General features: G+C 63.9%; 12 protein-coding genes. 8 read left to right on the top strand and 4 right to left on the bottom strand.

The annotated features are described in order from the left end of the window. Positions 1-84 precede the first annotated feature (84 nt). A complete protein-coding gene (locus BUE15_RS08165) occupies positions 85-846 on the top strand; it encodes an IS5 family transposase (RefSeq protein ID WP_073282996.1) in 762 nt (253 codons plus the stop codon). 14 nt (positions 847-860) lie between these two features. Here the strand turns inward: BUE15_RS08165 and BUE15_RS08160 are convergent, their stop codons facing one another. From BUE15_RS08160 to BUE15_RS08150, 3 genes are all read right to left on the bottom strand, one after another. Continuing rightward, the gene (locus BUE15_RS08160; RefSeq protein ID WP_170865214.1) at positions 861-2051 is read right to left on the bottom strand and encodes a PAS domain-containing sensor histidine kinase; all 1191 of its coding nucleotides are present in this window, start codon (positions 2049-2051) and stop codon (positions 861-863) included. Between the two features lie 85 nt (positions 2052-2136). After that, the gene (locus BUE15_RS08155) at positions 2137-2511 is read right to left on the bottom strand and encodes a spore germination protein GerW family protein (protein WP_170865213.1); all 375 of its coding nucleotides are present in this window, start codon (positions 2509-2511) and stop codon (positions 2137-2139) included. A gap of 66 nt (positions 2512-2577) precedes the next feature. Next, positions 2578-5034 (bottom strand): TonB-dependent receptor, encoded by a 2457-nt coding sequence (locus tag BUE15_RS08150; protein ID WP_073282990.1) that lies wholly within the window; start codon positions 5032-5034, stop codon positions 2578-2580. 111 nt (positions 5035-5145) lie between these two features. On the opposite strand from BUE15_RS08150, the gene BUE15_RS08145 reads away from it, so the two are divergent. Beyond that, positions 5146-5820 (top strand): MarR family winged helix-turn-helix transcriptional regulator, encoded by a 675-nt coding sequence (locus BUE15_RS08145; protein ID WP_073282987.1) that lies wholly within the window; start codon positions 5146-5148, stop codon positions 5818-5820. A 71-nt stretch (positions 5821-5891) separates the two neighbouring features. On the opposite strand, the gene BUE15_RS08140 is transcribed toward BUE15_RS08145, so the two are convergent. Next, entirely contained in the window at positions 5892-6443 is a 552-nt protein-coding gene (locus BUE15_RS08140) for a TetR/AcrR family transcriptional regulator (RefSeq protein WP_073282984.1), read from the bottom strand. Between the two features lie 244 nt (positions 6444-6687). On the opposite strand from BUE15_RS08140, the gene BUE15_RS08135 reads away from it, so the two are divergent. The 6 genes from BUE15_RS08135 to BUE15_RS08110 all read left to right on the top strand — a co-directional run bounded on the left by BUE15_RS08135 (position 6688) and on the right by BUE15_RS08110 (position 12763). Continuing rightward, positions 6688-7878 carry an XdhC family protein gene (locus tag BUE15_RS08135; protein ID WP_073282981.1) on the top strand — a complete coding sequence of 397 codons (1191 nt, stop codon included), beginning with the start codon at positions 6688-6690 and terminating at the stop codon, positions 7876-7878. 23 nt (positions 7879-7901) lie between these two features. Beyond that, positions 7902-8510 (top strand): nucleotidyltransferase family protein, encoded by a 609-nt coding sequence (locus BUE15_RS08130; RefSeq protein ID WP_073282979.1) that lies wholly within the window; start codon positions 7902-7904, stop codon positions 8508-8510. A 123-nt stretch (positions 8511-8633) separates the two neighbouring features. Next, complete coding sequence (locus BUE15_RS08125; RefSeq protein ID WP_073282976.1) at positions 8634-9068, top strand: HU family DNA-binding protein; 435 nt, start codon at positions 8634-8636, stop codon at positions 9066-9068. 169 nt (positions 9069-9237) lie between these two features. After that, on the top strand, positions 9238-10581 hold the full coding sequence (locus BUE15_RS08120) for a WD40/YVTN/BNR-like repeat-containing protein (RefSeq protein WP_073282974.1): 1344 nt from the start codon (positions 9238-9240) through the stop codon (positions 10579-10581). Positions 10582-10678: 97 nt separating this feature from the next. Further along, positions 10679-12109, top strand: coding sequence for an MFS transporter (locus BUE15_RS08115; RefSeq protein ID WP_073282971.1), 1431 nt, complete (start codon positions 10679-10681; stop codon positions 12107-12109). A 138-nt stretch (positions 12110-12247) separates the two neighbouring features. Continuing rightward, positions 12248-12763, top strand: coding sequence for a DinB family protein (locus BUE15_RS08110; protein WP_073282968.1), 516 nt, complete (start codon positions 12248-12250; stop codon positions 12761-12763). Positions 12764-12766 lie beyond the last annotated feature (3 nt).

The raw sequence follows: 12766 nt of genomic DNA, 5'->3' as shown, positions 1-12766 counted from the left end.
AGAGCGTGTTTGGGAATTTCACAAGTGCATAAATAGAAACGAGCCAGTAAGTTGCAGGCGGAGTTCCTAGGCTCCGGTCTGCTTATGGTTGACGGCTATCAACCCCTTACTGACTCGCAGTGGCAAGTTATGGCCTGTCTACTGCCTGTGCAACGGCGTCGGCGCCTGTGTTTGCGCCAAGTGGTCAATGCCGTGCTCTATGTCTGCCGCACGGGCGGCCAGTGGCGGGCCTTGCCGGCCGAATTTCCGGCTTGGACGGCGGTCTACTACTATTTCTACCGCTGGCAGCAAACGGGCCTCTGGGCACGCCTAAATACGGTGCTCAATGCGCTGGATCGGCTACATGAGGGGCGGGAGGCGTTGCCCTCGCTGGCCTGCGTGGACAGCCAGAGCGTCAAACTCGCACCCCGCATTTTCGAGCACCGGGGACTGGACGGGGGCAAGCATGTTAACGGGCGTAAACGCCAGATCCTCACCGACTCGAGCGGGCGTATCTGGGCCGCGCACGTACACGCGGCCAACGGCCATGACAGTCGCGGAGCCCTGGGTTTACTCCCCCATCGGCCCTGGTGGGCCGCCCGTTTACAGACCGTGCTCACGGATGCCGCTTACCGGGGCCGCTTCGCCGACCACCTGCGCGGCCTCGGCCTACAGCACCAGGTGGCCAGTCGCCCACCCACCCAGCGCGGCTTTGTGCCCGTCGCCAAACGCTGGGTGGTGGAACGCACCTTTGCTTGGCTGGCCTGCTTTCGGCGGCTGGCCGTGGACTATGAGTACACCCCCGCCAGTCATGTCTGTTGGCTTGTATTAGCCAATATCTCCATGTGTCTAAATCGACTCGCCTAATTCCCAAACACACTCTAAGTCAGGTCGATGTAGAACGTGGTGCCCTGGTGTTCCTGGCTTTCCAGCCAGATTTTGCCTTCGTGCAGCTCTACTATCTGCTTGGCGATGAACAGCCCCAGGCCGGTGGTGGTATCGTCGTAGAGGCCGGGTCGGGCCGCAGCCGTAAACTTATCGAAAACGCTTGGCTGCAGATTCTCCGGAATGCCCACGCCGGTATCCTGCACAACCAAGCGGGCGTGGCCTTCGTGGTGCAGCAGGCGCACCCAGATGCGGCCACCCGCAGGCGTAAACTTCAGAGCATTAGTAAGCAGGTTGTCGAGGATGCGGCCAAACTTATCAGCGTGAATGTTGGCGTACGCAGGCTCGGCGGGCAGCTCCAGCAGCAGCTCCAGGCCCTTTTCCTGCGCCGCAACCCGGAAAAGCGCGAGGTGCTCGTCCAGATAAGCGCCCAGGTCGGTGCGGTGCTTTTCCAGACGGGCGGCTTCCATCTGCCCCAGATACAGCACGTCCTTCAGCAGCGCATTGGCATTGTCGCAGGAGCGTTCCATCAGCCGAAGCAGCTTCCGGATTGACTGCTGGTCGGCTTCGCGAGCGGCCTGCACGACCGGCTCCAGCCGCAGCAGCTCAATCAGCATCTGCAGGTTGTTGATGGGGCTTTGCAGGTCGTGGGCGGCCAGATGCAGAATGGTTTCCTGCGCTTCGTAGAGGCGCTGGTGCGAAATCTCCAGGTTTTTGCGCGTGGCAATATTTTCCAGGGTGGTGTAGCCCAGCTCGGCGCCGTCATCAGGAAACAAAACCGATGTAACCCGGCACCAGAACGAGGTGCCATCCTGCCGGACCAGGCAGGTTTCAAGCACAAAACAGGGTTCTTTGTGCGCCCACAGGCTCTCCTGAAGCTTTTCCCAATCGGGCTCATGGTCGGGGTGGGCAAACTCCATGATGCGGCGGCCCACCAGCTCCTGGCTGCTTTCGAACCCCAGCATAGTGGCCAGCGCCTGGTTTGCCTGCCTGATGGCCAGATCGGGAGTGATGATTTTCTGGCCCAGCGGCGAATTCTCGAACACGGCCCGGAAGCGCCGCTGTTTTTGTGCCTGCGCCGCCGCATGCTCCTTCAGGCGGACAATTTCCTCGTGAAGGGCGCGGTTTTCTGCCTCCAGGGCGTGGTAGTCGGCCATGGCGGCGGGAGTAGAGACAGAAGAGGGCATGGCAGGGAGGCTGCCCGGGCTATGTGAAAGAATATCCGGGCAGCCGGCCGCAAGTTGCATAAAAACTGGCGGCTCGCCGCTGCGTTTAGCGGTTTTGGCGCAGCAGCCTGGGCACGTTGCGCAGCAGTAGCAGCGCCACCAGCCCGCTCACGGCCACCAGCGGCACCACCGAACCCCGGATGGGCCGGAACCGGGAACGGCCCTCCGTCAGCTCGATGTAGCCGACAGGAGTGAGGGCCATGCTTGCCCCGCCGCCCGAACCTTCTCCTTCGGACACTTTGGAGCCTCCTCCGCCCCCAAAACCGTAGATGGCCCGCGCCACCGGAATCACCGTAACCCCGTCCCGCTCTACGGGCGTGCCATAGATAGTCTGGGCGCTGGCGGAAGCGCCCAGCTGCCGGGCCAGGCGCTCAACCAGCGAAGAAGAAGGAGTGGCGGCAGCGTCAGAAGCAGGTGTCATAGCGAGAGGAAGAGGATGCGGACGGCAAGGTAGAAAAGAGTGCGGCATTTGCTGGGCCGCTACAGGCTAGAACTCTACAATAAAGCCAATGGTGGGCAGCACAGTGGCGTCGTCGTCGGCGAGGAGGATGGGCAGGGCGTTGGCGCCGTTGGCCAGAACGGGCTGGCCGTCGGTGGTGAGGAAGGCCGAATTGTCGGGGGTGCGCTGGAAGGTGTAGTTCGGCACCGACGGGTTTTTGATCAGGAAGGCGTTTTGCAGGTCAATGTACAGGTCGATGGTGACGCGGCGCAGGTTATACTTCTTGTCCACGCGCAAGTCGAACTGCTGGTAGCTGCCCAGCCGCTGGGTGTTCAGGCGGGTGTAGTCGAGCACGCCCTGCCCGATGGTGAGGTAGTTCTGCTGCGACGTGGCCAGGTCGAAAGGCGTGTAGGGCGCACCGCCCGCGAAGCGGTACTTGATGCCGGCCTCCCAGCCGCGGCTGAACTTGCGGCCCAGCAGCGCCGACGCCAGGTGGCGCGTATCCCAGGCCGAGGGCTTGTATACGCCGTCGTTGCCGGTAAACTCGCTGCTGAACAGCGTATAGGAAGCCACCGCAAACCAGTTGTTGGTGAGCTTCTGCTGAAAGAAGAACTCGCCGCCGAACGTCCGGCCTTTGCCCGTGCTCGTCACCGCTTCGTTGCCCAGGGCCGCGAAGTCGCCGCCGAGGTTGGCCAGCGAAATACCGTCGCGCACGCTCACGGGGTAGTAGTCGTAGTTTTTCAGGAAGCCTTCCAGCGTGAAGCGTGTGCTGGCCGTGGGCAGAAACTCCAGCCCGACTACGTAGTGCGTGCTCCCGATGTAGCGCGTGTTTTTGTTGACGAACTGGCCGGCATTGTCGCGGAAGCCGAGCAGGGTAGAGGGCAGGATCTTGTAGTAGCGGCCCACCGAGGCGTTCAGGTTCCACTTGTCGGCCAGCGCGTAGGAAGCCGAAATGCGGGGCGAGAGAGTACGCAGCAGGTTGGCCCCGTCCTCGGTAAAGGAGTTGCCATCGGCGCGGATGCCCGCCGACACGGTCAGCCGGTCGTCAGGCAGGAAGGGGCGCGTTACCTGGGCAAAAGCGCCGAAGCGGGCAAAGCTCAAATCAGATTGAAAGCGCACGTCCACGGCCGGTTGCACCAGCGTGCCGTCGGGGGCCAGCACCTCCCGGCGCAGCCGCGCGAAGTAGCGCGAGTCGAACGTAATCCACTGGCCCACGGCGCCATACGCGTACTGCCACCTGCCCACCGACTTGTTTACGTCTACGCGCAGCTTGTTTTCCGTTTCGCCCGAGCGGGTGAGCAGGTTGCGCCGGCTTTCGTCGCCGCTGAACTCGGAGCCGCCTTCAAACCGGTTGATCTGGTTGTCGAGCTGCGTGCGGCTCAGGGCCACGTTCAGATAGCCGCGTTCCAGCAAGTGCCGCAGGCTCATGCCCAGCGTGTAGTTCCACTGGTCGATGCTGGGCGTGTTGCGCAGAATGTACTCCTTCTCCAACGACGATTTGCGCGGCACCGCCACCTCGAAGTGGTCGATGGCACCCAGGCCCAGCGCCGTGAGCGTGGTTTTGGGCGAGAGTTTGGTGGTAATCTTGAATTGCGAATCCCAGTAGTTGGGCCGGATGGGCAGGTCGATGGCCTTGAACAGCAGCTGCAGGTAGGAGCGGCGCACCGAGGCCAGGAACGTGGTGTTTTTAGCCAGCGGACCTTCCAGCGTGCCGGCCACTTCGGTGCCGCTCAGGCGCACGTTGCCCTGCACCCGGTCGGGGTTGCCGTCGCGCTGCCGAAACTGCAGCACACTGCTCAGGGTGTTGTCGTAGCGCGCCTCAAAGGCGGAGGAGCTCAGCGTCACGTCCTCAATAAACGACACGTTCAGCAGGCCCGTGGGGCCGCCCGCCGAGCCCTGCGTCTGGAAGTGGTTGATAACCGGCACCTCAATTCCGTCGAGGTAGTACACGTTTTCGTTGGGAGCACCGCCCCGGATGATGATGTCGTTGCGGAAGCCGGCCGTGCCGCTGGTACCGCCGCCACCCACGCCGGGCAGCACCTGCACCACCCGCGAAATATCGAAGTTGCCGCCGGGGTTGCTCTTGATTTCCTCCACGTTCAGGCGCTGCACGCTCAGCGGCGTTTCGGGTGTAGCTACCCGAATGGCGCGGTTGGCTGTTACCTGCACTTCGCCCAGCGCCTGTGCTGATGGGGCTAACTCCAGGTTCACGATGTTGGCGTTGCCGGAGGTGATGCTCACGTTGGCGCGCAGCAGCGGCTCATACCCAATGAAAGACACGCGCACGTTGTAGCTGCCCGTCGGGATGCCGGTGAGGCGGAAGCGGCCCTGCTCGTCGGTGGCGGTGCCCAGGCTGGTGCCTTCCAGCGCTACCGTTACGCCCGGCAGCTGCTGCTGCGTGTTCCGGTCGCGGACGGTGCCGCTGAGTACGCCGGTATTCTGGGCCTGCCCCGGCCCGCAAGCCACAAGCACTAAAAGAAACGCGAACAGGTAGCGGAGCAGCATAAGCAAGGATTTAGTTGGATGTCGTACGAAACCAAGCCGTTTTAGTATGTTTCGAAAAGTAAAAGTATTTTCTCATACCGTATTGAGGCGGCTTGCTTTACTTTGCCTGACATGGCCTACACGTTACTGAAGCAGCTACTGGAGCAGCTGGAGCATTTCGAGCAGCAGCACCCCGCCGCTGCCGGAAGCCCGGCGGCCAGCCTGGCCGGTTTTGCGGCCTGGCTGTATGCGCGCACCGCTGCTCCGCCCGCGTCCCGGGGGCCGGCCGCGCCGCCCGAAATACCGTCTGTGCCGCCCGAGGCCGAAATAGGTAAGCTCCTGATTTTCCTGGCTCGTTACGCCCGTTCCTACATTCGGTTGGGCCTGGCCGGCACCCCGCTGCTCACCCCCGACGATTTTGCGTATCTGGCCACCGTGATGGGCCATCAGCCGCTCTCGAAAACCGAGCTGATTGCGCGCAACATTCACGAAAAGGCCACGGGTACTGAGGTTATCAAGCGGCTGCTGGCCCGCGGGCTGGTGGCCGAACAGCCCCATGCCACCGACCGGCGCAGCAAGCTCCTGACCCTCACGGAAGCCGGCGCGGGCGTCCTGCGGCAGGTATTTGGCCCGATGGGGCAGGCCTCCCAGCTGATTGCCGGCAACCTGAGCCGTGCCGAGCGGATTCAGCTGCTGTACCTGCTGCAAAAGCTCGACGCCTTCCATCTGCCCATTTTTCAGGGAGGCCGCGCCGGCAGCCTCTCCGAGCTGCTGCACCACCTGCCAAACGACACTCCGGCCACGTAGCCCGTTCCATAAGCATGCAAAAGGCCGCTCGCGTACAGGAGCGGCCTTTTTGCGGATGAAGCGCGGCGGCACTATTGGTGCAGCTCGGTCAGAGCAGGGTTGGTGTACATGCGCTTGAGGTAAGCGTTCAGGCGGTTCAGCATTTCGTCGTCTTCCTCGTGCAGCAGCTGGCGCCAGAGGGCCTGCACCAGCAGCGTAAGATGGTAGGTGGCCAGGTCGGGCTGCGAGTAGCCCATGTCCACGAAAGCCTTGTTGAGCAGCGCGTACACCGGCAGCATAAACTTCTGGAAGTGCTTCTGCACCACTTCCTTGTCGAAGGCCTTGTCCTGCAGGGTCCAGAAGGCGCGCTCTTCCCGCACCAGCTTGTAGGGCAGGTCAATCACCTTCAGTACCAGCGCGCTGGCGTCGGGCTCGGTGAGCATGCCGCGGTTGGCTTCCACAATGCGCTTATAGCCATCCTTGATGATGGACTCGAAAAGCTTGTCTTTGCTTTGGAAGTACTTAAATATCAGAGGCTCCGATACACCGGCCTCCCGGGCAATCAGGGCCGTGGAAGTATGGTCGTAGCCCCGTTCCGCAAACAGCTGCAAGGCAGTCTGCTCAATTCGCTGGAAGCTTTTCATGGCGTGCAGGTAGAGGTGGAGGGCAGCGGCGCTGAGAAAGAGCGCAAAGCGTGGCCGCCGCCCAGGGTGGGGGCATGGCCAGATGCCTGTAGCTCAAAAATAGGAAGCCAAGTTCAATACCCGGCATATAGTGCCCAACAAATGCTGTTTTCAGGCTTGTACGAAGGCTGTGCCGGCAAAGGCCAAACATCCTGGCGGCTGGTTTTGCGTATAGCCGGGCTGCCACTTCCCATTGCCTGTTTCCATGACCGAGCTACAACGCCTCCTTCTTGCCTATGATGAGCACCGCGCCGCGGGCCGCGCCTGCGCCCTGGCGTCGGTGGTGGACGTGGCCGGCTCGGCCTACCGCCGGCCCGGTGCCCGTATGCTGGTCACCGACGAAGGCCAGCTCACCGGGGCCATCAGTGGCGGCTGCCTCGAAGGCGACGCCCGGCAGCGGGCCCGCCGCACCATCCGGCAGGGCCGCCCCACCGTCGTCACCTACGACTCCACCGACCCCGACGACGACCTGCAGTTTGGGGCCGCGCTGGGCTGCCAGGGCATCGTGCAGATTCTGCTGGAACCGCTGGACTTTCAGAACCCCGACAACCCCGTGGAGCTGCTGCGCCGCTGGGCCGCGGGCGTGCAGGCTCCGGCCGTGGTGGCTACCGTGTTCGGCACGGCCGGCCCGGAAAGCGGCGTGCAGGTAGGGCAGCGGCTCCTGCTGACCTCCGACCAGGCCGAACAGGGCACGCTACCCACGCAGGCCGCGCTGTACCCGCAGATTCTGACGGATGCCCGCGCGGCGCTGGCGGCCGGCCAGCCGGCCACGCGCCACTACGCGGCCGGCAGCGGCACGGTGCGCGTGAGCCTGGAGGTGCTGCGGCCCCCGGTGCGCCTCACCGTGTACGGCGCCGGCAATGATGTGCAGCCGCTGGTGCGCCTGGCCGCCGGGTTGGGCTGGCAGGTGCGGGTGCTGGATGGCCGCCCGGCCCAGGCCCAGCCCGCCCGCTTCCCCGAGGCCGACGACGTGCGGGTGCTACCCCTGGCCCAGGTGCCCGACGAGTTGCACGACGGCAGCTTCGCGCTGCTGATGACGCACAACTACTACTACGACCTGGCCGTGCTGCAACACCTGCTGCCCGCCCGCTCGGCGCGCTACATTGGGCTGCTGGGCCCGCGCAAGAAGTATGAGCGCCTGCTCGACGACCTGCGCAACACCACCCCCGATGCCGCCGAGCAGCTGCAGGGCCGCATCCACAGCCCCATCGGCCTGAACCTGGGCGCCGAAACCCCCGAGGAAATAGCCCTGTCCATCGTGGCCGAAATTCAGGCGGTGCTGACGGGCCGGCCGGCGGGCTTCCTCCGCGACTCGCCGCACCCCATCCATCCGCCGCTGCACGCCAATGCCCCGCTCGTGGCCGAAGGCCGCGTAGATGCCGTGTGCGGCTTGTAGAAGTAAGCTCAGCGCGTATCACCATGTCCCAACCCATTATTCTGCTGGCCGCCGGTGCCTCCACGCGGCTGGGGCAGCCCAAACAGCTCCTGCGCTACCAGGGCCAGACGCTGCTGCGCCGCGCCGCCGAAACGGCGGTGGCTGCCGCCGGGGGCGCGCCGGTCGTCGTCGTGACGGGGGCGCTGCACGGGGAGCTGCTGCCGGAGCTGGCGGGCCTGCCGGTGCGGGTGGTGCGTTGCGCGGAGTGGGCTGCCGGTATGGGCGCTTCGCTGAAAACGGGCCTGCAAGCCTTGGAGCAGACCAACGAAGAACTAAAAGCGGTGGTGGTGATGCTCTGCGACCAGCCACTGCTAACGCCCGCCGTGCTCCGGCAGCTCGCCGCCGCGCACCACGCCACCGGCCAGCCCATGGTGGCGGCCGAATACGGCGGGGTAAGGGGCGTGCCGGTGCTGTTCGGGGGCGGGGTGCTGCCGCTGCTGCGCCAGCTGCCCGATGCCGCCGGGGCCGCCCGGCTGCTGCGCCAGCACCCCGGCCAGGTGGCGCCGGTGCTCTTCCCGGAAGGTGCTTTCGACGTGGATACGCCCGAGCAGTACGCGGCTTTGCTGCGGCGGGAAGCGCCTGCGGGTTGCTAATCCGGCCGGGGCCGCTGGTCGGGCCATAGTCACTATTCCCGCCAAAAAAATACAGGGCTGCCCGCCGATATCCTGACATGAATCCCAGTATATTAACCGCTCATCTTCTAACCCATTACCCATATGCCCATTGAATATTCGCTGGCGGAGCGCGGCAACCCCGGCAAGCCCTCTGCCCCCAAAAAGTTCTATGCCGTGGCCCGCTCGCAGGGCGAGGTCAGCGTCCGGGATATTGCCGGCCGCATCAACCAGATGAGCACCGTGAGTACCATCGACGTGATGGCCGTGCTCGAAGCCTTTTTCCAGACCGTGCCGCAGGAGCTGGCCGACGGCCGCATCGTGCGCTTCGGCGACTTCGGCTCGTTCTCGGTGAGCCTGCAAGGGGAGGGGGCCGACACGGAAAAGGAGTTCAACGCGGCCCTCATCAACAACGTGAAAGTGGTGTTCCGGCCCGGCAAGCTCTTCGCCCAGGCCATGCAGGGCGCCGAGCTGCGCAAGGTGAGCACACCCTTGCCCGCCACGCAGCGGCAAGCCGCAAGTCGTAAAAAGGCCGGCTGACCTGGGGCTGTGACATTACTATGTCACGGGCAATACATAGTAATGTCACAGGTGTGACATTACTATGTCACAAAAAAACGCCTGCGGGCCTGCTGGTAGCAGCAGGCCCGTTTGTTTGTCGGTGATGCACTCCGCTACTTTTACGCTTCGTTGTGTTTCTAATCAATCTATGCCTTTCTCTACTCTAATAACCCGCTGGGCCGGCCTGGCCGCCGGTGCGGTTCTGCTGGCCGCCTGTTCCGGCACGCCCGACCCGCAGCCCGATGCCCCGGGCTATACCCTGGAGGTAGTGAAAGGGGATGCCCAAACCGATACCATCGGGCACGTAGTGTCCGACACGGTGGTGGTACGTGCCCGGCGTGGCACCCGCCTGCTGCGCGGCTATCTGGTGCGCTACGAGGCCAGTGCCTGCGGGGAGTGGCCCACCAACGAGCCCTACGAAACCGACTGGAGCGGGCGCAGCCGCTACCGCTGGCGCCTGTCGGGAGAGGTGGGGGCCCAGCAGTTGCGCATCCGTCTGTTCGATTCGGCCGGGGTAGAGCGCGCCACGGCTACGCTCGGCGCCACGGCCGTGCAGCCCACGCGCGGCTGGCATCCGGCGGCGTGCCTGCCGGGCCCGGTCGGGGCCCTGGCCCAGCAGCCCGGTGGCCGGCTGGTAGCCGGGGTGAGGGATAGGCTCTATACCTCACCCGACAACGGGGTGAGCTGGCAGCCGCTGGCGTTTCCCAAGGTGCTCAGCCTGACGGTGAACGAAATTGTATCCGTAGGGGCCAGCGAGTTGCTGGTGCGCGCCAGCGTGCTGTTCGGCAACCCCGGCAACGGGCTGTACTACTCCTCTGATAACGGGGCGAGCTGGCAGTTGCGCAACGCCGGCCTGCGCGACGACTTTTTCACCGACGTGCTCTATACCCGTGGTGGGCGCATTCTGCTCAGCAGCCAATACAACGGCCTGATGGCTTCCTCCAACAAAGGCCAGAGCTGGAGCCCAGTGCCGCTGCCCGTGCCGGCCGCCCGTGCGCCTTTCAGCAGCCTGAGCGAAGCGCCCAACGGCGACCTGTACCTGCTGGACTACGATGGGAAAATATTTCGCGCAACGGGTGGCGGCACCACGTGGCAGCGCCTGCCCGACCCGCCTGCCACGCGCAACACCTACGCCTACCCCGACCCTGATAACGGCGACTTGTACGTGGCCACCAACTTCGGCCTGTTTCGCTCTGCCGACCAGGGTACCACCTGGCAACTGGTGTATCAGACGCCGCCAGCTTCCTCATTTGCTGTCACGCGGGTAGTCAAGGCGGGCGGCGCATTCTACCTGGATGTGAACGGGCAAGGCCTTGTGCGCACCACCGATTTTGCCGCGTTCCGCTACCTGACGCGCCCCGCCACCGGGGAGCCCTGGGGCGGGGGCTGGTTCGGTGATGCCCTGCTGACGGCCAACGGCACCGTGCTGCTTAACGGCCGGCGCTCTGCCCTGGACAACCAAACCGGCCTCTACTACAACCAGCGCCCCTGATGCGGCACCAGCGCCAACGGCGCTAAAGCGGGGCTTCGGCAACGGCCGCGCCGATTTCCCGTTATCTTGCCCGCTACCACACTCTACTTCTGTCTCTATGACAACTGCCTCGGCACTGGCGCCGGATACCGGCTTTGATACCATCCCCAAGGACGACAAGCGCATCACGCGCGGCTGGACCTTCTACGACTGGGCCAATTCCGTGTATCCGCTGGTGATTACCAGCTCCATCTTCCCTATCTACTGGGGCGCAATGGTGAAGCAGGTGACGGGCACCGACAGCGGCAAAAGCCCCATCGATTTCCTGGGGTTCCAGGTGCCCGGCTCGTCCCTGCTGACGTACGCCATTTCGGCCGCGTTCCTGATTATCGCCCTTATCAGCCCGTTCCTGACGTCGCTGGCCGACTTTTCGGGCCGCAAGAAGCTGTTCATGCAGATCTTCTGCTACCTCGGGGCGGCCTCCTGCGCGTTGCTCTACTTCTTCACGCCCGATACGCTCACGCTCAGCACGTTCGTGTTCATCTCGGCCACCATCGGCTTCTCGGGTTCCATTGTGTTCTACAATTCCTACCTGCCCCTGATTTCGTCGGAGGAGAAGTTCGACTCGCTGTCGGCGCGGGGCTTCTCGATGGGGTATATCGGGTCGGTGCTGCTGCTGCTCGTGTGCCTGGGCTTGATTATGGGGCACGCCTCGCTGGGGCTGGAAGAGGGGTTTGCTACCCGGCTGGCGTTTCTGCTCACGGGCGTATGGTGGGCTGGCTTCGCCCAGATTCCGTTCCTGACCCTGCCCGCCGACCCCGGCCGACCCGCCGGCTCCGCCGCTGATGATTCAGGCTGGCTGCTCAACGGCTTCCGCGAGCTGGGCAAAGTCTGGGACCAGCTCAAGCACCTGCCCAACCTGAAACGGTTTCTGCTGGCGTATTTCACCTACAACATGGGCGTGCAGACGGTGATGTACGTGGCCACCATCTTCGGCGACGAAGAGCTGAAGCTGGAAAGCTCGGCCCTGATTCTGACCATTCTGCTGCTGCAGCTGGTGGGTATTCTGGGGGCCTGGCTGTTCTCGAAGCTGTCGGAGCGCATCGGCAACACGCGCGCCCTGAGCTGGTCGGTGGTGATATGGATGCTGATTTGCGTGGCCGGCTACTTTGTGCAGGCCGGCTGGAGCTTCTACGCGCTGGCCTCGGTTATCGGCCTCACGATGGGGGCCGTGCAGAGCCTTTCGCGCAGCACCTATTCCAAGATTATTCCGGAAAATACGCCCAACACCGCCGCGTTCTTCAGCTTCTTCGACGTCACAGAGAAGCTCAGTATCGTTATCGGCACGGCCGTATTTGGCCTGATAGCCCAAATCACCGGCTCGATGCGCAACAGTATCCTCTCGCTCATCGTGTTTTTTGTGCTGGGCCTGATCTTCCTGCTGCGCCTGCGGGGCCGCAAGCTCCGCGACGAGCCCACCGCTACCGATGCGCCGCTGGGGCCGCCGCCCGCTACGCCCAACGTGGGTATGCCGGCTTCTACGCGCTAATTTTCTGCCATAGCCCAGACAATCGCTGCTCTGCTACCTTCGGGAGGTGGGGCAGCGGTTTTTTGCGGCCGCGCCCAACCAATAACGGCCTGCGCTGTTAGTGCTGGCACATCTTTCACCCCATTTCCTCGCTTCCGTATGTCCGACGCCCAACCCACCCTGCAAGCCGCTCTCAGCCAGGAGCTGCGCACCGAGCTCAAGCTAACCCGCCGCCTGCTGGAGCGCGTGCCCACCGAGCAGTTCAGCTGGCAGCCTCACCCCAAGTCTATGTCGATTGGGAGCCTGGCCTCGCACATGGCCAATCTGGTGGCCTTCCTGGAAGTGTCGCTGGCCGGCCCCGACACCGACGTGACGACCGTGAAGATGTCAAATGCCGCTACCACCGACGAAGTGCTGAGCCGCTTCGACGTGAACGGCGAGAACATTCATAAGGCGCTGGAGCAGGTAGACGACGCCACGTTCCACGGCAACTGGTCGTTGCGCATGGGCGACAAGGTGCTCATGACGCTGCCCCGCGCCGCCGTGGCCCGCACCATGGTGCTCAACCACCTCATTCATCACCGCGGCCAGCTTTCCGTGTACCTGCGCCTGCTCGATATTCCGGTGCCCGCCATCTACGGCGGCTCCGCCGATGAAGGCCCGGTACGGGGCTAGGAG

Origin of the sequence: Hymenobacter psychrotolerans DSM 18569, from assembly GCF_900142395.1 — a bacterium.
Lineage (GTDB): Bacteria > Bacteroidota > Bacteroidia > Cytophagales > Hymenobacteraceae > Hymenobacter > Hymenobacter psychrotolerans.
Note: the sequence above shows the minus strand (reverse complement) of the source record. Positions and strands in the feature narration are given on the sequence as shown.